At 67.3% G+C, this 22939-nt stretch carries 21 protein-coding genes; 12 read left to right on the plus strand and 9 right to left on the minus strand.

The features are described from left to right. Positions 1-38 precede the first annotated feature (38 nt). Positions 39-779 (plus strand): SDR family oxidoreductase, encoded by a 741-nt coding sequence (locus tag ACQPYH_RS41180; protein ID WP_432883194.1) that lies wholly within the window; start codon positions 39-41, stop codon positions 777-779. Here ACQPYH_RS41180 and ACQPYH_RS41185 read toward each other — a convergent pair. The 4 genes from ACQPYH_RS41185 to ACQPYH_RS41200 form a co-directional block, all read right to left on the minus strand. Beyond that, positions 768-1067 (minus strand): thiamine-binding protein, encoded by a 300-nt coding sequence (locus ACQPYH_RS41185; RefSeq protein WP_432883196.1) that lies wholly within the window; start codon positions 1065-1067, stop codon positions 768-770. The two genes, ACQPYH_RS41180 and ACQPYH_RS41185, sit on opposite strands and share 12 nt — an antisense overlap. Continuing rightward, positions 1064-2629: an MDR family MFS transporter gene (locus tag ACQPYH_RS41190; RefSeq protein WP_432883198.1), complete on the minus strand. Its 1566-nt coding sequence runs from the start codon at positions 2627-2629 to the stop codon at positions 1064-1066. The genes ACQPYH_RS41185 and ACQPYH_RS41190 overlap by 4 nt, the downstream gene beginning before the upstream one ends. After that, entirely contained in the window at positions 2626-3246 is a 621-nt protein-coding gene (locus tag ACQPYH_RS41195; RefSeq protein WP_432883200.1) for a TetR family transcriptional regulator, read from the minus strand. Before ACQPYH_RS41195 ends, ACQPYH_RS41190 begins: the two co-directional genes overlap by 4 nt. 71 nt (positions 3247-3317) lie before the next feature. Beyond that, the gene (locus ACQPYH_RS41200) at positions 3318-3782 is read right to left on the minus strand and encodes a methyltransferase family protein (protein ID WP_432883202.1); all 465 of its coding nucleotides are present in this window, start codon (positions 3780-3782) and stop codon (positions 3318-3320) included. A 64-nt stretch (positions 3783-3846) separates the two neighbouring features. Between ACQPYH_RS41200 and ACQPYH_RS41205 the strand changes: the two genes are divergently transcribed. The 6 genes from ACQPYH_RS41205 to ACQPYH_RS41230 all read left to right on the plus strand — a co-directional run bounded on the left by ACQPYH_RS41205 (position 3847) and on the right by ACQPYH_RS41230 (position 10612). Further along, a complete protein-coding gene (locus ACQPYH_RS41205; RefSeq protein WP_432883205.1) occupies positions 3847-4386 on the plus strand; it encodes a hypothetical protein in 540 nt (179 codons plus the stop codon). A 71-nt stretch (positions 4387-4457) separates the two neighbouring features. Next, complete coding sequence (locus tag ACQPYH_RS41210) at positions 4458-6008, plus strand: ABC transporter substrate-binding protein (protein WP_432883208.1); 1551 nt, start codon at positions 4458-4460, stop codon at positions 6006-6008. Beyond that, positions 6008-6973: an ABC transporter permease gene (locus ACQPYH_RS41215; protein ID WP_432883210.1), complete on the plus strand. Its 966-nt coding sequence runs from the start codon at positions 6008-6010 to the stop codon at positions 6971-6973. The genes ACQPYH_RS41210 and ACQPYH_RS41215 overlap by 1 nt, the downstream gene beginning before the upstream one ends. After that, positions 6970-7866, plus strand: a complete 897-nt coding sequence (locus ACQPYH_RS41220; protein ID WP_432883213.1) for an ABC transporter permease — start codon at positions 6970-6972, stop codon at positions 7864-7866. Before ACQPYH_RS41215 ends, ACQPYH_RS41220 begins: the two co-directional genes overlap by 4 nt. After that, positions 7863-8987 (plus strand): serine hydrolase domain-containing protein, encoded by a 1125-nt coding sequence (locus tag ACQPYH_RS41225; protein ID WP_432883215.1) that lies wholly within the window; start codon positions 7863-7865, stop codon positions 8985-8987. Before ACQPYH_RS41220 ends, ACQPYH_RS41225 begins: the two co-directional genes overlap by 4 nt. Beyond that, on the plus strand, positions 8984-10612 hold the full coding sequence (locus ACQPYH_RS41230; RefSeq protein ID WP_432883218.1) for an ABC transporter ATP-binding protein: 1629 nt from the start codon (positions 8984-8986) through the stop codon (positions 10610-10612). The genes ACQPYH_RS41225 and ACQPYH_RS41230 overlap by 4 nt, the downstream gene beginning before the upstream one ends. Here the strand turns inward: ACQPYH_RS41230 and ACQPYH_RS41235 are convergent. Continuing rightward, positions 10609-11583: a LuxR C-terminal-related transcriptional regulator gene (locus tag ACQPYH_RS41235; RefSeq protein WP_432883220.1), complete on the minus strand. Its 975-nt coding sequence runs from the start codon at positions 11581-11583 to the stop codon at positions 10609-10611. The two genes, ACQPYH_RS41230 and ACQPYH_RS41235, sit on opposite strands and share 4 nt — an antisense overlap. A gap of 115 nt (positions 11584-11698) precedes the next feature. Between ACQPYH_RS41235 and ACQPYH_RS41240 the strand changes: the two genes are divergently transcribed. The 4 genes from ACQPYH_RS41240 (at position 11699) to ACQPYH_RS41255 (ending at position 14835) form a co-directional block, all read left to right on the plus strand. Further along, a complete protein-coding gene (locus tag ACQPYH_RS41240) occupies positions 11699-12145 on the plus strand; it encodes a MarR family winged helix-turn-helix transcriptional regulator (protein WP_432883222.1) in 447 nt (148 codons plus the stop codon). Next, complete coding sequence (locus ACQPYH_RS41245) at positions 12142-13356, plus strand: MFS transporter (RefSeq protein WP_432883224.1); 1215 nt, start codon at positions 12142-12144, stop codon at positions 13354-13356. Before ACQPYH_RS41240 ends, ACQPYH_RS41245 begins: the two co-directional genes overlap by 4 nt. 438 nt (positions 13357-13794) lie before the next feature. Then, the gene (locus tag ACQPYH_RS41250) at positions 13795-14325 is read left to right on the plus strand and encodes a TetR/AcrR family transcriptional regulator (RefSeq protein WP_432883227.1); all 531 of its coding nucleotides are present in this window, start codon (positions 13795-13797) and stop codon (positions 14323-14325) included. 12 nt (positions 14326-14337) lie between these two features. Then, positions 14338-14835: a DUF2867 domain-containing protein gene (locus ACQPYH_RS41255; protein WP_432883230.1), complete on the plus strand. Its 498-nt coding sequence runs from the start codon at positions 14338-14340 to the stop codon at positions 14833-14835. On the opposite strand, the gene ACQPYH_RS41260 is transcribed toward ACQPYH_RS41255, so the two are convergent. Together ACQPYH_RS41260 and ACQPYH_RS41265 are read right to left on the minus strand one after the other, a co-directional pair. Then, a complete protein-coding gene (locus tag ACQPYH_RS41260) occupies positions 14792-16618 on the minus strand; it encodes an ABC transporter permease (protein WP_432883232.1) in 1827 nt (608 codons plus the stop codon). The genes ACQPYH_RS41255 and ACQPYH_RS41260 overlap by 44 nt on opposite strands. Positions 16619-16688: 70 nt before the next feature. Further along, complete coding sequence (locus ACQPYH_RS41265; RefSeq protein ID WP_432883234.1) at positions 16689-17243, minus strand: TetR/AcrR family transcriptional regulator; 555 nt, start codon at positions 17241-17243, stop codon at positions 16689-16691. Between the two features lie 115 nt (positions 17244-17358). Between ACQPYH_RS41265 and ACQPYH_RS41270 the strand changes: the two genes are divergently transcribed. Continuing rightward, a complete protein-coding gene (locus tag ACQPYH_RS41270; protein WP_432894629.1) occupies positions 17359-19890 on the plus strand; it encodes a bifunctional FO biosynthesis protein CofGH in 2532 nt (843 codons plus the stop codon). Positions 19891-20351: 461 nt separating this feature from the next. Here ACQPYH_RS41270 and ACQPYH_RS41275 read toward each other — a convergent pair whose 3' ends face one another. After that, positions 20352-20978: a hypothetical protein gene (locus ACQPYH_RS41275; RefSeq protein WP_432883236.1), complete on the minus strand. Its 627-nt coding sequence runs from the start codon at positions 20976-20978 to the stop codon at positions 20352-20354. Then, entirely contained in the window at positions 20971-22893 is a 1923-nt protein-coding gene (locus ACQPYH_RS41280; RefSeq protein ID WP_432883239.1) for an acyl-CoA dehydrogenase family protein, read from the minus strand. Before ACQPYH_RS41280 ends, ACQPYH_RS41275 begins: the two co-directional genes overlap by 8 nt. Positions 22894-22939: the final 46 nt, after the last annotated feature.

Raw genomic sequence — 22939 nt, forward strand, 5'->3', positions numbered from 1 at the left:
GCCTGGTTGCCATCGGCATCCGGTCGCAGGCTGGAGACATGAAAACCACAGGGAACACGATCTTCATGACCGGCGGTACGTCGGGTATCGGCCTCGAGCTCGCCCGCCGGTTCCGCGACCTCGGGAACACCGTGATCATCAGCGGCCGCCGTCAGGAGCTGCTCGACACGATCGCCGCCGAGGACGGGATCGAGGGTATCTACCTCGACGTCGCCGACCCGGCCTCGATCACGGCCGCCTTCGAGAAGGTGACCGGCTCCCACGACGTCAACGTGCTCGTCACGATGGCCGGCATCATGCAGATCGAGAACCTTCGCGACCCCGGTCACCTCCCGACCGCGGAGCAGACGATCGAGATCAACCTGCTCGGCACGATCCGCACGATCGCCACGTTCACGCCGTACCTGCTGCAGCAGACCGATCCGGTGATCCTGACCGTTTCGTCGGGTCTCGCCTCGGTGCCGCTGACGGTCACGCCGACGTACAGCGCCACGAAGGCCGCGATCCACAGCTACACCCAAAGCCTGCGCATCCAGCTCGCCGACACCGGCATCCAGGTGATCGAGGTCGTCCCGCCCGCCGTCCAAACCACCCTGATGAACCAGGAGAACGACGACCACGCGATGCCCCTGGACGACTACATCAACGAAACGATGACCCTCCTCCAGCAACACCCCGACGCCGACGAGATCCTCGTCAACCGAGTCCACTTCCTCCGCCACGCCGAACGCGAAAACCGCTACGCCAACGTCCTCGGCGTACTGAACTCAGTCCGCTAGTGCCTGTTCGATGCGGTTGACCTTGGCAGTTAGTTGGCCGGTGTAGCCGGGGCGGATGTCGGCCTTGAGGACGAGGCTTACGCGGGGTGAGACGGCGGCGACCGCGTCGACGGCCTGTTTGACGACGGCCATCACCTCGTCCCACTCGCCTTCGATGTTCGTGAACATCGCGTTGGTCTCGTTGGGAAGACCGGAGGCGCGGACGACGCGGATGGCCTCGGCCACCGCCTCGCTCACACCCCCGGTCTCGTCACCGGCCGACGGGCTGATGCTGAAAGCGACGATCATGCGTCCAGTTTGTCAGGCTCCTCGGCGGCGCGGCGCTCGGCTCCGGATGTGGTCAGTAGCGCCTTCTCCTTGATGAAGAGGACGGCGACCAGCGCGAGGATCGCGAACGGCACCGACATCATGAACAGGTCGGCCGTCGCGTCGCCGTACGCGTTCTCGACGACCGTTCGGACCTGCTCCGGCAGGTCCTTGATGTTCGGTACTGCGCTGCCGCCGCCGGACGACGTACCACCCGGGTTCAGCGTCTCGGTGACCTTGTTGGCCAGGATCGCGCCGAGCACGCTGACGCCGATCGTGCCGCCCATGCTGCGGAAGAAACTCACCGCCGACGTGGCGGCACCCAGCTCCCGAGCCGGTACGTCGTTCTGCGCGGCCAGCACCAGGTTCTGCATGACCAGACCGATGCCGACACCGAGCACCAGCATGAACGCCCACAGCATGTACTTCGACGTGTGCGCGTCGATCGTGCCGAACAGCGCCAGCCCGATCGGCAGCAGCACGCTGCCGATGACGAGGTAGATCTTCCACCGCCCGTACTTCGTGATCAGCCCACCGGCGATCGTCGACGCGACCATCATGCCGATGATCAGCGGCAGGCTCATCAGACCGGCCTTGGTCGGCGAGTAGCCCTGCGCGATCTGGAAGTACTGCGCGAGGAACACCGAGCCGCCGAACATCGACACACCGACCAGCGCACTGGCGATGATCGACAGCGTCACCGTGCGGTTGCGGAACAGGTCCATCGGGATGATCGGCTCGGGGTGCCGGCGCTCGACCAGCACCGCGGCCACAAGCACGACCAGCGCCGCGCCGACCAGTCCGAAGCTCCAGCCGGAGACCCAGTCGAACTTGTTGCCGGCGAACGAGGACCACACCAGCAACGTGCTCACGCCGCCCATGATCAGGACCGCGCCCCACCAGTCGATCTTCACCTGCCGTCGTACGGTCGGCAGCTTCAACGTGCGCTGCAGCAGGATGATCGCCGCGAGCACGAACGGGACGCCGACGAGGAAGCAGGCCCGCCAGCCGAGCGGCGAGTCGACCAGGAAGCCGCCGAGCAACGGTCCGCCGACGGTCGCCGACGCGAAGATCGCGCCGAAGATGCCGGAGTACCGCCCGAGCTCACGCGGCGGGATGATCGCCGCCATCACGATCTGCACGAGCGCGGTCAGACCGCCGCCGCCGAGACCCTGCAGGACCCGGCTGCCGAGCAGTACTTCGATGTTCGGCGCGAAGCCCGCAACCAGCGAACCGACCACGAAGAAGCTCAGCGACAGCTGGACGAGCAGCTTGTTGTTGTAGAGGTCGGCCAGCTTGCCCCACAACGGCACGGTGGCCGTCATCGTCAACAGCTCGAGCGTGACGACCCAGGTGTACGACGATTGGCTCGCACCCAGGTCGTGGATGATCCGCGGCAGCGCGGTCGACACGATGGTGCCGGCCAGGATGGCCACGAACAGCCCCATCATCAGACCGGACATCGCCTGCACGGTCTGCCGCGGGGTGAGTGCAACGGTGGCCTCACCCGTCGCCGGATCCGGCGTGGATGACGTCGTCGTCATGGTTGACCTTTCTTCTTGTCGGGCCCGAAGGCAGGGTCGATGCCTTGGGCAAGTAGTTGGAAGCCTTCGCGGACGAACTCGTGGACCGGGCGGCCGGGGGCGGCCTTGTGCAGCTCCATCGCCACCCGGCAGGCGGCGCCGGCCGAGCTGACGATCAGCGCCGGCCGGGTCGAGCCGGCCGGTTCGCCCATCCGCTCCGAGAGGGCCGCGGTGAGCTGCCGCTCGTCGTCGAAACTCGACAGCATCAGCTGGTACAGCAGGGTCGGGGAGCTCATGATCAGCTCGCCCCGGCGGGACAGCTCGCCGTCGCTCTCCAGGTCGCGCAGTACGTCGTGGACGATGTGCCACATCGTGGTCAGCGGCGACTCCTCGGCGGGCGCGGTCCGCATCCGGTCCAGCGCCCGCGCGAGGTGCTCGGGATTGCGCCCGAGGATCGCATGCTCCTTGTGCGGGAAGTAATTGAAGAAGGTCCGCACCGAGACGTCCGCCGCCTCGGCGATCTCCTCGACCGTGACGTGATCCGGCCCCTTCTCCAACGCCAGCCGCAACGCGGCGTCGGCCAACGCCGCCCGCGTCTGCAGCTTCTTGCGCTCCCGCAACCCACCCTCAGCCCTCACACCATCGAGGGTAAGAAAAACTTGCAGTCAGTGCAAACTATTAACCCTGCAACTTTGCAGCACTGCAAAGCTCAGCGTAGCCGGAGACGTGGGATCCACGCTGGTACTTTTTCGCGGTAGTCGTCGTACTGACGGCCGTACTGCTCGTGGAGGACCGGTTCCTCGTAGGCCTTCACGAAGGTGGCCATCACGGCCCACGCGATCACGCCGTACAGCAGGACCCGCCAGTCGAGGAAGAGGAGCGCCTGCCCGAGGATCGCGGCCACCACGCCGACGTACATCGGGTTGCGGACGAAGCGGTAGTCACCGCCGACCACGAGCTCCTCCGTCGGCGCGACCGGTGCCGGCGTACCGCGGCCTTCCCGGACGAAGCGGACAAAGGCTCGCAGTACGACGAACGCGCCCGCCGCCACGATCACGAAGCCGGGCCAGAACCTCGGCGCCGCCCAGCCGCTGATCCACCACGGCAGCACGCCGCCGACCACACACGGCGCCGCGAAGAAGAACACCGTGCTGCCAAGGATGGCTTTGACCATCGGGAATCCCTTATAATTAATAGGAAGCCTCCGACACGGTTCCCGTGTGCGGAGGCTTTTTCGTATGACGACTCTCTACAAAGCCGCCGGCGAAATCCGCGGTGACGACATCCTGCCCCTCAACGACCTGCGCGTGCACTACCCCGACCTGTACGAACGCCATTTCGCGAAGTACGCCGATCGACCGCACCGCGTGAACGCCCCGGTCTACCCGCTCGACTGCACCTGGGCCGACGTCGTGTTCCTGTCACCGGTCCACCCGGCCCCGATCTTCGAGGCACTGCACGAGTCCGGCCGGATCGGCCCCGCCGTACTCAAGTACTGGACGCTCGACGCCGAGCTCCTCGACCCGGCCAGGACCTGCATCCTGCTCAAACGCCACGACCCCGAGCAGCGCCCGCAACCGCCCGAGGACTTCATCCCGTACTCCGCCGACGCCGCCGCCGCGCTCGCCACCCCGTCCGAGAAGGCCCTCCACCGCCTCCGCAACCTCAACGCGACCGAGCCGCTGTATCCCTGGGCCGACATCCCGCACATCCTGCACCGCGGTCCGATCCCCAAGCGTCTGTTCCGTACCAGTACCGGCACCGCCGTGGTGAGTTGATCGCCGGACAGAGTTCGAGTCTGGTAAGAAATTGACCTAGGGTCGACACACCCGATGCCAAGGAGGCCCCCGTGTACAAGGTCAGCCGCACCGGCCGTCGCGCGCTCAGTGCCGGCGCCGCGGTTGCCACCGCCACCCTGCTGGTCGCAGGGTGCTCAGGCAACGCGTCCCAGGGCTCCGGGTCGGCCGGCTCCGACTCCACGCTGGTCTTCGGCATCACCGCGGATCCGACGCAGATGGTCCCGTGGACCAGCACCTCCGAACAGTCGATCCAGGTGCTCTCGCAGGTCTACTCGACCCTGCTGGACACCGACGCGGACCACAATCCGATCGCCGGCCTGGCGGAGCTCCCGAAGATCTCCGCCGACGGCATGACGTACACCTTCGCCCTGAAGAAGGGCCTGAAGTTCACCAACGGCTCCGCGCTCGACGCCACCGACGTGAAGTACACCTTCGACAAGATCATGGACCCTGATTCCAAGGCCAGCTCGAGGTCGTACTTCGCGTCGGTCGCCGGCGTCCAGGCGCCGGATCCGAACACCGTCGTGGTCAAGCTGAAGAAGCCGGACGCATCGTTCCCCGTCGGGCTGACCGGGGTGAACACCGGGATCGTTCCGTCGGACGTCGCGGTCGACAGCCTGGAGACGAAGCCGGTCGGCTCCGGCCCCTATCAGTTCGTCGAGCGGACGCCGAACGAGTCGATCAGCCTGCAACGCAATCCGGACTTCGCCGGCGGCAAGCCCGGCGCGGCCAAGCTGGAGTTCCGCATCATTCCCGACGACCAGTCGATGGTCTCGGCGCTGAAGACCGGATCGGTCGACGTGGCGGTCTTCGACAACCCCGTGACGGCCAAGACCGCGACGTCGGACAAGGTCCAGGTCGACACCGTCTCCTCACTGCAGTACCACGTGCTTCAGCTCCGGGCGGCCGCTCCGGTACTGGCCAACGTCAACGCCCGGCTGGCGATCCAGTGCGCGATCGCCCGCAAGGAGGTGGTCGACTCGGCCGCGCTCGGCGCGGGCGACATCACCGGCCCGATCACCTCCCCCGAGTTCAAGTCCGACCCGAATGCCCAGCCGTGCGCGACGCAGGATCTCGCGAAGGCGAAGGACTACCTGGCCAAGGCGGGCAAGCCCGGCGGCTTCGCGCTGAACCTGATCACTTCGCAGGGCCTGTACTCGACCGCGGTGAACGAGGCCCAGAACGTCCAGGCCCAGCTCGGCAAGGTCGGCATCAAGGTCAATGTGCAGACACTGGACTCGAACACCTACGTGCAGAAGTGGCTCGCGGGTGACTTCGAGGCCGCCATCGCGCAGAACGGCGGCAGCGCCGACCCGAACACCATGTACGCCCGGTACTTCACGTCCACCGGCAGCTACAACAAGGTGGCCGGCTACAGCTCGCCGGAGCTCGACAAGCTGTTCGCCGAAGGTATCGCCACCACCGATACCGCTAAGCGGCAGACGATCTACAAGCAGCTGTCGGACCAGCTCGTGAACAACGCGGCCTGGGTCTGGCTGTTCACGCCGAAGGAATTCATCGCGGTCAACACGAAGGTCAAGAACTTCGAGGCGCGCAGCGACGCGAGCCTGTCGACGCTCTGGAAAGCCTCGCTGTCCTGATGATGTACCTCCGTCACCCCATTACCCGGCGGGTCGGTGAGGCCGTCCTGACGCTGGTGGGTGTGTCCGTACTGACGTTCGTACTCCTGCGCGTTGTCCCAGGCAACCAGATCACCGCGTCGTACGGAACAGCCGCCGGTGAGCTGTCGCCGGAGCAGGTCCGGTCCCTCGAGGCGTACTACGGTCTCGACAAGTCACTGCCGGTCCAGTACTTCGACTGGCTTCGCGGGGTGCTGACCGGCAACCTCGGCGTTTCCACTACCTCGCACGTCAGCGTGGCGCAGCTGACCGCGCAGGCGTTGCCGAACACCATCGAGCTGGCCGTACTGTCGATCCTGGTCGGTCTTCTCCTAGGTGTGCCGCTGGGTGTGCTCGCCGCGAGCCGTCCGGGCAAGTCTCGGGACAACCTCACGCAGTTGAGCAGTCTGCTGGCGTTGTCCGTTCCGTCGTTCCTGCTGGCCACCGTCCTGGCCAGCTGGCTGGCCAACAACTTCGGCTGGTACCCCAACGGCGAGGGGTTCCGCACACTCGCCCAGAACCCCGGCCTGAACCTGCAGCAGATGATCCTGCCCGTCCTCGTGCTCGGAATCAGCATCGCTCCGCCCGTCCTGCAGACCACGCGGACCGCGATCCTGGCCATCCGCGCCGAGGACTACGTCCGGACGGCCCGAGCCAAGGGCGTGCCCGAGCGACGTCTGCAGACCAGGCACATTCTGCGCAACGCCCTCATCCCGGTGGTGACGATGACCGGCCTGCAGTTCGGCTTCCTGCTGGGCGGCGCCCTGGTGGCCGAGCAGATCTTCGCGATCCCGGGGATCGGCCGGCAGGTCCTGCTCGGCCTCACCCAGAAGGAGTACGCCGTCGTACAGAGCACTGTGCTGATCATCGCGACGATGTTCGTGCTGGTGAACCTGCTCACCGACCTCGTCTACCGCGTCGTCGACCCGAAGGCGCGGGTCCGATGAGCGCAGCGACCGAGCTCAACAACGTTCCTGACGTCCCGATCGACGCGACGCGGCGTAAGCGCGCATGGTTGGCGGCCTTCCGGACCCCGGCCGGCATCGTCGGCGTTGTCCTGATGCTGCTCGTTCTCGTCGTCGCACTGCTGTCGCTGTTCGGCCTCACGCCGAACGACCCTGCGCATCAGAACGTCGCAGACTCACTCAAGGCTCCCGGCTCGGGTCACTTGTTCGGCACCGACCAGTTCGGCCGGGACATCTTCTCGCGGGTCTCGTCCGGACTGGCGAACTCGTTGCGGATAGCAATCGTCTCGGTGGCCGCGGCCGCGATCGCGGGGACTGTGCTCGGCGTTCTCGGCGGCTACTACCAAGGAGTCGTCGACCGAATCGTCGGCGTCATCACCAACGTCCTGTTCGCCTTCCCGTCGCTGCTGCTGGCGCTCGCCCTGGCCGCGACGCTGAAGCGCAACTGGTTGACGGTCAGCATCTCGATCGCCATCGTCTACCTGCCGATCTTCGCCCGCGTCGCGCGCGGGCCCGTACTGACGCTGCGCACCGCCGACTACGTGCTGGCCTCGACCGCGATCGGCCGCAGCCGGTTCTCGACCTTGTTCGAGCACGTCCTCCCCAACATGCGCGGCATCCTGGTCGTCCAAGTCACCCTGTCGCTGTCGTGGGCGATCCTGACCGAGGCCTCGCTGAGCTTCCTCGGCTTCGGTACGCCGCCGCCGGCCGCGTCCCTCGGCGGCATGGTGTACGACGCCCAGACGCTGTCGAGCGTCGCGCCGTGGATGCTGCTGTTCCCGGGCATCGCGCTGATCGTGGCAGTCATCGGTCTCAACCTTCTCGGCGACAGCCTCCGCGCCGCGCTCGACCCCAGGTCCGGGGGCCGTCGATGACCGCGCTCGGCGACGTCGTCGACCGGCTGCTCGGACTCGGCGACGAGCGCCACCGACCCGCAAGCGCCATCGCCGGAGTCCGCATCGGTTCGGAGAGCGACGTACGGGCCGGAGGGTGGGCAGTGCTGCCTGGTCCGGGGACGGTCGGTGTCCCGATGACCCGCTCGTTGGCCCTGGACCTTGCCTCGGTGACGAAAGTTGCCTCAACGACGACGCTCGGCATGTGCTTGGTCGCCCAAGGCCAACTGGACCTGGAAGCACCGGCCCAGCGGTACCTGCCGCACTTCGTCGGCGATGCCACCGTCGAACAGTTGCTGACGCACACAGCCGGACTACAACCTTGGTGGCCGCTGTACTGCGAACCCGGCGACCGCGACACCGCCCTGCACCGATTACCTCTCGTCGCTGCACCGGGCACTACCTGGAAGTACTCCGACCTCGGCCTGATCCTGGCCGGACTCATCATCGAGCGCATCACCACGCTCACCCTGGCTGAAGCCTTCCAGAAGCTGATCGCCGAGCCGCTTTCGCTCACCGCGTCCTACGGTCCGATCCCCGCTGAGCAAGCGGTCACCAGTGCTGACAGCGACGCCTGCGAGTTCCAGATGATCGCCACCGGCCGGCCGTACGCCGTTCCCTTCACCACTGAATCGTTTGACGGTTGGCGCCACCGAGCTCTCCGCGGTGAGGTCAACGACGGCAACGCCGCCCATGCGTTGGGCGGCGTCGCCGGTCACGCCGGTCTCTTCAGTACGGTCGACGATCTCCTGCGTCTCGGCGCCGCTCTGCAGAGTGGAGAGCTGTTCGGTCATGAAGTGTTGGAGCGATTCGCACGACCGACGACTATTCAGCCTGATCAGGCGGTCGGATTCCGCCGGACTACTCGAGGACCGTTGACGCTGCTCCACCACGGCGGATTCACCGGCACGTACTTCGCCCTCGGCCTCGAGCGTCCCGTGGTGATCGCCGGTGGCGCCATGCGTCTGTACGGCACCCTCGGCCCGCTGGGGTCGGCGTTCCCCACGGACCGGCTCGTCACCGGCGCCGAGATCAGCGCCTGCCTGCTGGACGGCGTCGTACAACTGCTCGATCAGTCCGCGACCGCGAGTGAGGAACGATGACGACCAGCCCCGCGCCGGCTCGCGAGCTGGTTCTGAAGGTCCGCGACCTGTCGGTCACCTTCACCACCTCGCGCGGCGAGGTGGAGGCCGTCCGCAACGTCAGCCTGGACGTCGCCGCGGGCGAGACTCTCGCGATCGTCGGGGAGTCCGGCTCCGGCAAGTCCACGCTGGTCGCGTGCGTGAATCGGTTGCTGGCCGACAACGGCCGGATCTCCGGCGGCACGATCATGCTCGACGACCTGGACCTGACCGCCGCGAGCGAGAGGCGTATGACCGCCATCCGCGGCAACCGCATCGGTCTGGTCCCCCAGGACCCGATGACGAACCTGAACCCGGTGATGAAGATCGGGGCGCAGATCGTCGAGGCACTCGAGGTACACGGCTTGGCCAAAGGACAGGCCGCGCGGGCGGAGGCGGTCCGGCTCCTCGGCGAGGCCGGCATCAGCGATGCCGAGGCACGTTTCCACCAGTATCCGCACGAGTTCTCCGGCGGCATGCGCCAGCGGGTGCTGATCGCGATGGCGCTGGCCTGCCGGCCCGAAGTACTGCTGGCCGATGAGCCGACCTCCGCGCTCGACGTGACCGTTCAGCGTCTCGTCCTGGACCAGATGGGGCAGCTCGCTTCCGAGCTCGGCGCCGCCGTACTGCTGATCACGCACGACCTCGCACTGGCCGCGGAGCGCGCTGATCGGGTCGCGGTCATGTATCGCGGCGAGATTGTCGAGACCGGTCCGGCCGCCGAACTCATCGCGGATCCGCAGCACGAGTACACCCGCCGGTTGCTGGCCGCGGCACCTGGAATGGCCAGTGCGAAGGTGGCGCCCGTCCGTGCGGCAGAGTCGGAGAACTTGTTGGAGATGACCGGCGCCGTCAAGCAGTACCGCATCCGCGGCCGTCGCGATCCGTTCCTGGCCGTCGACAACGTCGACCTGGTCATTCCTCGTGGCCAGACGGTGGCGATCGTCGGCGAGTCGGGGTCCGGCAAGTCGACGACCGCCCGGCTCGCGCTGCGACTCGAGGACGCCGACGGCGGCACCGTGCGCTACCGCGGGACCGACATCTCTACCCTTCGAGGCAAAGAACTGATGGCGTTCCGCCGTTCCGTCCAACCGGTGTTCCAGAACCCGTACGGTTCGCTGGACCCGCGGTACACCATCGGGCAGGTCGTGGCCGAGCCCTTGCGAGTGCACAAGATCGGCGACGCCGCGGCCCGCCGGAAAGCAGTGACCGGCCTGCTGGACCAGGTCGCCCTGCCGGCCTCGTTCGCCGACCGCTACCCGCACGAACTGTCGGGCGGTCAACGGCAACGCGTCGCCATCGCGCGCGCTCTCGCGTTGAACCCGGAGCTCGTGGTCATGGACGAGGCTGTCAGCGCGCTGGACGTGCTCGTCCAGGAACAGATCCTCGACCTGATGGTCTCGCTGCAGGAGGAGCTGGGGCTCTCGTACCTGTTCATCAGCCACGACCTGGCCGTCGTACGACTCGTGGCCCACCAGGTCTACGTGATGAGCGCAGGACAGATCGTCGAGTCCGGCGACCCGGACACGATCTTCCGCTCACCGCGCGAGGAGTACACCAAGCAACTGATCGCCGCCATCCCCGGCCATACGCTGACAGCGGCTTAGCGCGCCAGATACCGCCGTACGTCGTCGGCCACCTGCGCGCGGCTGTCCAGCTCGTACTTGCGCAGAATCGTGCTGAGGTGGGACTTCACCGTGTTCGGACTGACCCCGAGCTCGGTCGCGAGCTGGTCGTTGTCGTACCCCTCGACCAGCAGTAGCGCGACGCCTTGCTGCGCGCGGGTCAGACTGATGAAGCGACGCTCCGGGCCTTCGTCGACGTCGAGCATCATCTCGATCAGCTCGGACTGCGTGCGCTCGGCGGTCCGGATCACCCCGGCCAGCCGTTCCTTCACGGCCGCATCCATCTCACCGGCGTCCATCGCGTCGGCCGCCATCATGCGCAGCAAGGCGATCTGGTTCGACAGGTACTCCATGACGTGGTCGGAGGTGAGCACGTTCGGGGTGTCCTCGCCGGCGGGGAGGAGGCGCAACGCCCGGCGATCCTCGTCCTCGCGGGCAACCACCCTCGCGACCATCTCGGCGAGCCACTCGAACGCCCGTACTGCGTTGTCGTCGTAGCTGTCCGGCTGGTAGCTCTGCATCGAGATCATGCCGAGCAGCTGACCGTTCTGGCGGAACAGCGGCACGGTGACCGCATCGGCCGACTGCTTGCTGGTGTCACCGCACGGTACGCCGGCGTTCAGCACCATGCCGCTGTCGTAGGCGAAGCGATAGGTCTGCTGATGCTTGAGCAGCCACGCCGTCTGCCCGTTCGGGCCGTAGGTGTGCGTCGCCGGATCGTCGAACTTGCCGCTGTCGTACCCGTACGGGTAGCGCACGCGGTTCGAGCCGTGCAGGAAGCCGATATAGAAGGTGTCGACGCGAGCGAGCTTGCACGCCACGGCGCGGACATAGTCGTACAGCCCGTGATGGTCGCTGCGATTCAGCGCCTCGATCTTGTGGTACGCCTCGCGCAGGATGATCGCCGTCTCGGCGTCGATCCGCAGTACCCCCTCAGATTTTCCGATCGGCATGTTCTCCCCCTCCAGCCAGCCGGAGTCTGCACTATCCCCCGACTACGCCGCGTTGCCAAGTGATCTCGTTCACTTCGCATGGAGATACATAGCATTCCTATGTATATTTGTCAGTGTGATTGCTACGGATCTGACGCGGCTCGGCGAGGATGTCGTCGTTGCGTCGTCACGGTTGAACCGGATGGCGACCCGCGATGTGAACACGCTGCCGCACGCCGCGATGCGCGTGCTCGGGCGGCTCGACGAGCTGGGACAGGCCCGGATCAGTGAGCTGGCCAAGGCCGACCGGTGCTCCCAGCCGACGATGTCCAACCTCGTCCAGCGCCTGGAAGAGCAGGGGTGGGTACGCCGCGAGGCGGACCCGGCCGACTCCCGCGCCAGCCTGATCAGCCTCACCGATGCCGGCCTCGCCGAGCTCAACAGCGCCCGGCGGCAAGCCGGCGTCGCTCTGGCCTCCCGGCTTCATCAACTCTCCGCGACGGACCTCACCACGCTGCAGGCCGCGGTCGCCGTCATCCACAAACTCCTCACCCTCGAACCTCTGGAGGACACGCCCCGGTGAGTAACTCATCGTTTCTGAAGCAGCCCAAGTCCGTCTGGGCGGTCGCGTTCGCCTGCGTGATCGCCTTCATGGGCATCGGCCTGGTGGACCCGATCCTCAAGCCGATCGCCGAGCAGTTGCACGCGAGCCCGTCCCAGGTCTCGCTGCTGTTCACCAGCTACATGGCAGTCATCGGGGTCGCGATGCTGATCACCGGCGCGGTCTCCAGCCGGATCGGCGCCAAGCGCACCCTGCTCATCGGCCTGGCGATCATCGTCGTCTTCAGCGCACTGGCCGGCGCGTCCAACAGCATCGGCATGATCGTCGCGTTCCGCGCCGGCTGGGGTCTCGGTAACGCGCTCTTCATCGCGACCGCCCTCGCCACAATCGTGAACTCGGCCGCCGGTTCGGTCGCCGAGGCGATCATCCTCTACGAGGCCGCCCTCGGGGTCGGCATCGCGGCCGGCCCACTCGTCGGCGGTGAGCTCGGCACGATCTCGTGGCGCGGCCCGTTCTTCGGCGTCGCCGTACTGATGACGATCGCGCTCGCCGCGACCGCGTTCCTGCTGCCCGCATCGCCGCCCGAAGCCCGCCGTACGTCGATCCTCGAGCCGCTGAAGGCGCTGCGGCACCGGTCGCTGGCGACGGTGGCGATCACCGCGCTGCTGTACAACTTCGGCTTCTTCACGCTGCTCGCGTTCACCCCGTTCCCGCTGGCGATGTCGGCGCGACAGATCGGGCTGATCTTCTTCGGCTGGGGCCTGTGTCTCGCGTTCACCTCGGTGTTCGTTGCGCCGCGGCTGCAGCGCCGGTTCGGCACGCTGCCGGTCGCGATGACTGTGCTGCTGCTCTTCAGCGCGGACCTCGCGGTCATGGGTCTCTTCGCCCACCACAAGGCCGTGCTGGCGATCGGCGTGGTCGTGGCCGGTCTGTTCCTGGGCATCAACAACACGCTGATCACCGAGGCCGTGATGTCGGCCGCTCCGGTCGAGCGCGGTACGGCGTCCGCGGCGTACTCCTTCGTCCGCTTCTCCGGCGGTGCGGTCGCGCCGTGGCTGGCCGGGAAGCTCGGCGAGGAATTCAACATCCAGCTGCCGTTCTACGTCGGCGCCTTCGCCGTGCTGCTCGCGGTCGGCGTGCTGGCCACCGGCTGGAAGCCGCTGTCGCATCTTCGCGTCCCCGCCAACCACTCCGAGGTCGAAGCCGAAGCACTCACCGTCGCCGACGCCTAACCCCCACCCGGGCCTAGCCGCCGAGTCGTGGATTCGGCCCGCAACACGCCGGGACCCAACAGCCCCAATCCACGACTCGCGGTTTCGACCTCGAACCATCCACCACGACTCGACAATCGACGGCCAGGCAGCGGATCGGCTGGAGGACAGGTCACGCATGGTCGCGGCTGTCCCGCCCAGCACGCCGCCCGCCCGTACGGCGCTCACCCGGCACGCCGCCCCGCCCGTACGTTGTGCCGCTCAGCACGGCGCCCGCCCGTACGTCGGCCGCCGAGCAAGCCGTCTAGCACGCCGCCGTCCCGTCGGCCTCCCCGTACGTACCCCCGCTGTACGTCGCACGCCCGGCAGGTCGGCGCGCGGCGCGCGGCGGCTGACCGGCACACGCGGCAGCTCGGAGGTGGCGGCTGACCATACCAAACCGTATGGTATGTTTTGAGTGTGGTTACACGGATTGAGTGGTTGGATGCGGGGCTTGAGTTGTTGGCGACCGAGGGGGCGCCGGCGATCACGATCGAGCGGTTGACCGACCAACTCGGGGTGACGAAGGGGTCGTATTACCACCACTTCGGGAGTGCCGGCGGTTTCAAGGCAGCGCTCATGGAGTACTTCGAGGCGCAGTACACGACCCGGCTGATCGACACCATCGACGCGGAGGACGCGAAGCCGCGGGCGAAGCTGGAGCATCTGTTGCGGCTCGTGCTGGCCGATCCGGACAGTGCAGCGTTGGAGATTGCCGTGCGGGCGTGGGCCTTGCAGGATCCCGACGTGCGGGCGGCGCAGGAGCGCGTGGACGAGGCACGCACGGCGTACCTGAAGGAGCTGTGTCGCGGGCTGGGCGCGGACGTTGATCCGGATCGGTACGCGCAGTTGCTGTATCTGATTCTGATCGGCGCCGAGCAGGTGCTGCCGCCGGTCGAGCGAACCGATCTGCGTGAGATCTACAACCTCACTCTCCGCCTGATCGATTAGAGGGAGCGAACGATGCCGACCACCCTGCACGAGCTCGACGACCTGATCCCGGTCATGGACGAGATCGACGTGAAGACGGCGCGCGGCGACGTGACGCTGCGGGAGTTCGTCGCGGGTGCGCTCAGCCACAGTCCGTTGTGGGTCAAGGGATTGTTCGCCATCCGGATCGCGGTCGCCACCGTACTGCGACTCGAGACCGCAACCGTGCCGGATTCGCGCAAGCTGCGCCCGGAGACGGTGAGCTTCACCCCGGGCGAGAAGGACGCGTTCTTCACCGTCATGCGCGGCGAAGAGGATCACTACCTACTGCTGAAGATCTCCGACAATCACCTGATCGGATACCTCGCGTTCATCACCGACAACGAGCGGCCGGCCAAGTTCCAGGTAGTCACCCTCGTGCAGTACCTGCGGCCGGCCGGGCGGTTCTACTACAACCTGATCCGCCCGTTCCACCACCTCGTGATGCTCAGCCTGTGCCGAGCCGGCGAGACGTCGCACGCCAAGCGGTGAGGGCAGCAGCCGCCCCGACCACGACCAGCGCCGACGCGAAGATCGACCCGAGCAGCCGCCAAGGAATCGCCAACGCAGCAAGGCCGTAAGGCCCCGCCGCGATCCCGGCGAGCGCGGCCGCAGCCACCAGAGCACCAAGCAGTACGCCGACCACCACGGCCGTCGCGGACTCCACCACGGCAATCGCAACGACCTGCCCACGCGTCAACCCGGCCATCCGCCCCAGCGTGAACTCACGCCGCCGATCAGCCGTCGACATCACGACCGCATTGACCACCGCGACGGCCGTGAAGATCCCCGCCAACCCCATCAGCGCAGCGAACAAACCGGAGTTGCTCCGCTGCTGCGCCTCGCCCCGCGCCTCGGCCCACTCCTCAACAGTCTGGCCGTCCATCGTCGTACCAGGCGCGAGCTTGACCAACGTCTCGGTCCGCCCACCGGCAGGAAGCAGGCTCCGCGGGATGAAGAAGTTCTCGCTGACGTCGAGCGTCTCCGGCATGATCGCCACAACCTTCACCGCGATCTTTCTGTTGCCAAGAGCAACCTTGAGAACAGACCCGAGCTTGTAACCCTCAACGGCCATCCCAGGCCCGATCGCGATCGTCCGCCCGGTCAACCGATCCAAGGAACCCTTCCGCGGCCGCAGCTTGTGCGTCTGCTGGTAAGCCGCCGCATCGATCCCGATCGCCTCGGAGTACACGGTGTTCTTCCGCCGCGTGACAACGATCGGTACGGCGGTCTGCGCCGACGCCGCCACGATCCCCGGCCCCGGCGCAACCGCATGATCGACGACGACATCCGCCGTGATCAACCGCTCCTGCTCCACCCCGACCGCCTTCGCCAGCGAGCCGAACGTCCCCCACAACCCGACGACCAGTCCGACGAGCACGATCAGCGGCGCCGCGGTCGCCACACTGCGTCGTACTGCGTGCAACACACCGGCCCGCGCGAGATCCGCAATCAAGTTGCCGCGGACAACGATCGCGGGAACGCGGCCGACGAGCGGTACGACGACCGGGCTCAACTGGCTCAGCGCGACCGACCCGCTGATCATCACGACCAGCCCGATCATCAACCCCGCAACGAGATCCCGCGCCGCCTGCGCCGCGATCACCAGCAGCACCGTGCCGAACGCGGCCGACAACCCCCAGAACCATCGCCAGCCCGTCATCACCCGCCGTGCGGCCGATCCCTCCACGACCGCCTCGAGCGCGTTGATCCGCGACGCCCGCCAGGCCGCCGCGAGTACGCCGGCCAGCGCCGTACTGACCCCGACGATCATCGCCGCCCACACCGCACCCTGATCCCACGGCGCCTCGAACCAGCTTGGCAGCATCCCCAGCTGCACGAGCAACCACGACTGAGCCCACGTAGCAAGCACTCCGAGTGGCAGACCGACCACGCTGCCCACCAGCCCGAGCAGTCCGGCCTCGGTGACGACCATCAGGCACAGATAGCCCCGCTGCGCGCCCACCAGCCGCAGCAGTCCGAACTCCCGCCGCCGCTGCACAGTCATGAAGCCGAACGTCGTACTGACGATGAACACGCTCAGGAACACAGCCAGCATCACCGACATCCCCAGCAACGTCGCGGCGCCGACGTATCCCTCGCGCACCTGAGCCCGCTGGTACGCCGGCAGCCCGGCCGGCAGTACGGGCCGATCCGTCGCAGCCAGCATCTGCAACCCGGACTGCACCAGCCCGACCCCTAGTGCGACCGCGACCACCGCACCGGCGAACAACTGCCACCTGGTCCGCAGCGCTCCGACAGACAACCTCAGCATGCGCCCAGCCAACCTGCTCCGACTGCATCAGCACTCTGGCCTCAGCACCCGACCACAGGTAGCCCGTGCGCTACCTCAGCACCTGCACCAGCGCCGCGACGTCCTGCTGGTCAATCTCACGCGCACCTATCAGTGCCTGCATCAGCAACCCATCCAGGGCGGCAACCAGCAGCCGCGCCTTCTGCGGATCCGCGGTGAACGTACGGGCGATCTCCGTCAACGGCTCCAGCCACGCCCCAGCCGTTTCGCGAAGCTCCGGCCGGCGCGCGGCGTACAGGTAGAGCTCATAGAGCGCGAGCGTCCGGCCACGCCGCCGTACGACGCTGTGCTCGATGAGCCGCGCCAGCTCATCGGCCGGGCGCGCGCCGAGCTCACTGCCTCGCCCGTGCAGTTCGACGGCGAGATCCTCGGCGGCTGAGCGGAGCGCGGCGACGAGGAGATCGTCCAGCGTCGGGAAGTGGTACGTGATCGAGGCGACCGAGACATCGGCCGCTGCGGCCACCGCGCGATGGCTCACACCTGCGACTCCGTCGCGTTCGATGACGGTCAAGGTCGCGCGCAGCAGCTCGCTCCGCCGCTGCTCACCGCGCAGCCGGCGACCGTCCGTAACCCTCCTGACCTGCACAAACAGCAAACTATCAGGACGTCTGTACGGATTGTTTTTGGTGCCCGGAATCGCGAGATCGATCGGTTTTCCCGTCTTAGGCTCGGATTTCGTGGCCAACGATTTGAGTACTGCGATGCGGCGCGCGTTGAAGCGTGCGGATGACGGCAAGACCCTCGACCCGGCGGAGGTGGAGGTGCTGCTCGGCGCGAGCGGCGACGCACTGACCGCCCTGATGGCGACCGCGGCCCGCGTCCGCGACCAGGGCCTGGCCGATGCCGGCCGCGCGGGCATCATCACGTACTCGAAGAAGGTCTTCATCCCGCTGACCCGGCTCTGTCGGGACCGCTGCCACTACTGCACGTTCGCGACGACGCCGGGTCGGGTGCACTCGCCGTACCTCTCGCCGGACGAAGTGCTGGAGATTGCGCGGCAAGGCGCGGCGCTGGGTTGCAAGGAGGCGCTGTTCACGCTTGGCGATGCGCCCGAGGAGCGGTGGGACGCAGCGAAGCAGTGGCTGGAGGAGGCCGGATACGACAGCACGCTCGACTACGTACGGGCGATGGCGATCCGGATCCTCGAGGAGACCGGTCTGCTGCCCCACCTGAACCCGGGCGTCATGTCGTGGCAGGACCTGCAGCGGTTGAAGCCGGTCGCACCGAGCATGGGGATGATGCTCGAGACCACCTCGCGGCGACTGTTCGAGGAGAAGGGCCAGCCGCACTTCGGGTCGCCGGACAAGGACCCCGCGATTCGGCTGCGGGTGCTGGAAGATGCCGGGCGGTCGAACGTGCCGTTCACGACCGGGCTGCTGATCGGGATCGGCGAGACGCTGCCGGAGCGGGCGGACTCGATCTTCGCGCTGCGTCGCGTTGCCAGGCAGTACAACGGGATCCAGGAGGTCATCATCCAGGGGTTCCGGGTGAAGCCGGACACGGCGATGCGCAACGACGCCGACGTACCGCTGGACGAGTGGCTGGCCGCGATCGCGGCCACGCGGATCGTGCTCGGGCCGCGGGTACGCGTGCAGGCGCCGCCGAACCTCGTCGACCTCGCCGAATGCCGTGCGCTGCTTGACGCCGGCGTTGATGACTTCGGTGGAGTGTCGCCGCTGACGCCTGACCACGTGAACCCGGAGCGCCCCTGGCCCCAGATCGACGACCTGGCGAAGGTGACGGCGGACGCGGGGTTCGTACTGCGTGAGCGGCTGACGGCGCACCCGGAGTACCTGCGTGAGCCATGGCTCGACCCGCGGCTGATCTCGCACGTCGAGGCGCTGGTCGATCCGGCTTCTGGGTTGGCTCGTGAAGACGCCAAGCCTGTCGGCCTGCCGTGGCAGGAGCCGGACGGCGGCTGGGACAGCGTCGGCCGCACCGACCTCCACACCGCGATCGACACCGAGGGCCGCCGCACCGAAACCCGCTCCGACTTCGACGCGGCGTACGGCGACTGGGACGTCCTACGCGAGGACGTCGCGGCGCGACGCGCGGCAGAAGCAGAAGCCGCCTCCAGCGGGGCCGGGACCGGCTCCGCCTCCCCTGAGCGGATTTCTGCCGAGGTGAAGGCGGCCCTGGCCGCTGCCGAGCGGGATCCGGCCGGGCTCTCCGACGCCCAGGCGCTCACGCTGATGACGGTTACCGGGCCGGCGCTCGACGAGCTTGCTCTGATCGCCGACAACTTGCGTAAGGCAACGGTCGGGGACGACGTCACATACGTGGTGAACCGGAACATCAACTTCACCAACGTCTGTTACACCGGCTGCCGGTTCTGTGCGTTCGCCCAGCGCCGCACCGACGCCGACGCCTACTCGCTGTCGATGGACGAAGTCGGTCAGCGCGCCGAGGAAGCCTGGGTCATCGGCGCGACCGAGGTCTGCATGCAGGGCGGTATCCACCCCGACCTCCCCGGCACGGCGTACGCCGACCTGGTCCGCGCGGTCAAGGATCGCGTACCGGAGATGCACGTCCACGCATACTCCCCGATGGAGATCGTGAACGGCTCGGTCCGCACCGGCCTGTCGATCGAGGAGTTCCTGATCTCGGTGAAGGAGGCCGGCCTGGACAGCATCCCCGGCACCGCGGCCGAGATCCTCGACGACGACGTCCGCTGGATCCTCACCAAGGGAAAGTTGCCCACGGCAAGCTGGATCGAGGTGATCAGCACGGCGCACAAGGTCGGCCTGCCGTCCAGCTCGACGATGATGTACGGCCACGTGGACGCGCCGCACCACTGGGTCCAGCATCTGCGCACGATCGCCGCCGTACAGGACCAGACCGGCGGGTTCACCGAGTTCGTCCTGCTGCCGTTCATCCACCAGAATTCGCCGATCTACCTCGCGGGAGTCGCGCGCCCGGGTCCGACGTACGACGAGAACCGGGCAGTGCACGCGATGGCGCGGATCATGCTGCACGGGCGGATCGACAACATCCAGTGCTCGTGGGTGAAGCTCGGCGTCGACGGCTGCGTCGCCGTACTGAACGGCGGCGTCAACGACATCGGCGGCACGCTCATGGAGGAGACCATCAGCCGGATGGCCGGCTCCAAGCACGGCAGCCGCAAGTCGATCGCCGAACTCACCGCGATGGCAACCGCCGCCGGCCGCCCGGCCCGCCAGCGCACCACGACGTACGGCGAGGTCCCGGCCCGCCCGTCCCTAGAACTCGCCTGATCGCTTGCCCTGCAGCGTCTTGACGAGTGGTTAGTTGTTGCAGAAGGCAACATCTGTACGGAAAGTGAGGAAAGTTTTACTGAGCGTTGCCTACTTCAAAGGCAATGCAAATGTTTGAACCGGATGATTCCCGGTAGTAGCGACCCCGTGACAACGTTCTCTTGTCGGCGGCGGACGGGTCGCCGGCACCGGGTCCAGGTGGTTGCCCGACGAGCTCCCGTCCGCGACCGGACTGTACCTCCCCTGCCGGCCTCGGAATGAGCTTCGGGCCCACCCTCCTTCGGGCCACTTGCCCTCTCGGGGCAACAGCAGGACGCCGGCCGTGCCGGTCGGGCGTTGGTCGCCAGTGAGGTGGCGACCAACGTCCGGCACGGTCGGCGTTTCTATGTGGAGACTTCCTCGCCGTACTGGTGCTGCTGGGGACCAGTACAGCGGGGAAGTTCCCTTTCGGGGTCTGCTGGTTAGTAGGGGTAGGTGTCGTCGCGCCGGGTCGGGTCCAGGTCCCACAGGGAGAACTCGACCACCTTGTGCGATTCCTCGCCGCCGCCCGGGATCAGCCCGAACGACTCGTACTCCTTCGATCCGAGTCCGTCGAGGTAGCAGAGCAGCTCGAACGCCGACTGCGCGTCCTCGATGTCGTCGATCACTTCGTCGTTCTGTGCTTCGTCCGCGCGGCTCCGCACGTACTGCACGAAGGCCTCCGGGTCGGTCACCACATAGTCGTAGCGCGCCTGGTAGCTGAGCCGGACACCGTCCTCCGGCAGCAGCGGCTCCCCGAGCTCCTCGAGATCGTCCAGGCCACCGCCCTCGACGATCTCCCGGTAGTCCGCCGGGTCGTCGAAATCGTCCGGCCCCAGCGGCAGGTCATCCAGCTCGTCGGGGTCGTACGAGTCGATCCCGAGGAAGATGTCGCCCCAGCCGCGTTCGTGGACCGCGTCCGCGAGCGCCCGGGCCTGGACCCGGACGTTCTCGATCGCGCTGGTGGCCCGCAGGTCGTGCAGGTCCAGAGCGTCGGCTTGCTCAAGAAGTACCCGGGCGAGTTCGCGGGCGGCTTCGGCAGCCGACGCGGGTTCGATCGACTCACTCATGCTGTGACGGTACAACCATCGGCACCTCCACTGCCGAGCCCGGTACTCCGAACGCGTCGACCAGCTCCACCGCAGCGGGCCGGACGGCGGCGCACAACTCGTTGACCAGCGCGGTGATCGCCTTCGACCGACCCGCCGACAGCCGCCCGTGCTCGAGGTACCACGCGCGCTCCGCCTCGATCGTCGCCAGCGCATGCAGGTCGTACAGGTCCTGCAGCCGCTGTTTGATCTCCACCGGCGCATCCCGCACCGCCGCCTGGAACGCCTCCAGGACGACCCGGTCGACATGCGCCCGCCCGGCCGCGATCACGTGGTCCTGGCACCGGTTGAACACCTCGAACGGCTCGTCGCCCGCATCGATCCCGGCCTTCAACCGCCGCGCGACGCCGGACAACATGTGCTGCTCGCGGAACCGCAGCAACCCCGAGTGGTACGCGTCGTCCCGCAACCCCGCGTCCGGATCCGCTGCGTCATTCCGATTCGGTACGACGTCCCGCAGCCGCTCGATCACCGGTCGCAGCGCAGCCTTCTCGACCGCGATCTCCACCGCCTGCGCCGCGATGAACCGCGCCGTGCCGAGCGGGTCGAGCTTGCCGAACGACTCCCGGTAATCCGTCAGCAGACCCTTGGCCACCAGCTGCAGGAGGACGGTGTTGTCGCCCTCGAACGTCGTGAACACATCGGTGTCCGCCTTCAACGTGGCCAGCCTGTTCTCCGCCAGGTAGCCAGCGCCGCCGCACGCCTCGCGGCACATCTGGATCGTCTCGGTCGCATGCCACGTCCCGAGCGCCTTCGTGCCGGCTGCCTGCGCCTCCAAGGCTCGCCGGTCGTGCTCGTCGCGATCGTCGTTGAACACCCGCGCGAACTCCTCGACCAGCTCGGCCTGCGCGAAATGCAGCGCATACGTCCGCGCGAGTAACGGCAACAGTCGCCGCTGGTGCATCCGGTAGTCGAGGAGCACCGTCTCGTCGGCACTACCCGGAGCGCCGAACTGACGCCGCTGATCGCCGTACCTGATCGCGATCGTCAGCGCGACCTTGCTCGCGTTGATCGCCGCGCCGCCGACGGACACGCGTCCTTGCACGAGCGTCCCGAGCATCGTGAAGAACCGTCGGTCCGGGTTCTCGATCGCGCTCGTGTAGTTGCCGTCAGCATCGACCTGGGCGTAGCGGTCCAGCAGGGCGTCACGCGGCACCCGGACCTGGTCGAAGACGATGCGCCCGTTGTCGACGCCGTTCAGCCCGAGCTTGGGCCCGCAGTCCGACAGCGTCACGCCCGGCAGCGGCGTACCATCGTCGGCCCGGATCGGCACCAGCAAGCAGTGCACGCCATGACTTTCACCACCGACGACAAGCTGCGCGAAGACCGCCGCCATCCGCCCATGCCGCGCCGCGTTACCGATGTAATCCTTCCGCGCCTCCTGTGTCGGTGTGTGTACGACGAACTCTCCCGTTGCTTCGTCGTACGTCGCTGTCGTGCCGAGGGCCTGCACATTCGACCCGTGGCCGGTCTCGGTCATCGCGAAGCAGCCGAGCAACCGCCCGCTGACCGCATCCGCCAGATACCGCTCGTGGTGCTTCTCCGTCCCGAGATGCTGGATCGCGCCGGCGAACAGCCCGAACTGCACCCCCGCCTTCACCATCAGCGAAAGGTCACCGAAGGCCAGCGTCTCGAACCCCGCGATGAACCCGCCCAGATCACCCTCCCCTCCGTACTCCTTCGGATACCCACGCGCCGGCAGCCCGTCCGCCGCCGACTCCATCAACAGCTCCAGCACCTTGTCCCGATACTCATCCCGCGGCAACCGCACCGCCAACTCCGCCAACTCCCCGTGCCCAGCCAACCTGGCACGCACCACATCCCGCGCCGCCTTGTACGGCCCGTCCAAGTAGTCCCGCATCCCCGATGTGCTCATGTCCTTAACTTATGCGGATTGCCTACCTCGATCCGTCATCGGTTCG

It is taken from the genome of Kribbella sp. CA-245084, from assembly GCF_050942355.1.
Classification (GTDB): Bacteria; Actinomycetota; Actinomycetes; order Propionibacteriales; family Kribbellaceae; genus Kribbella.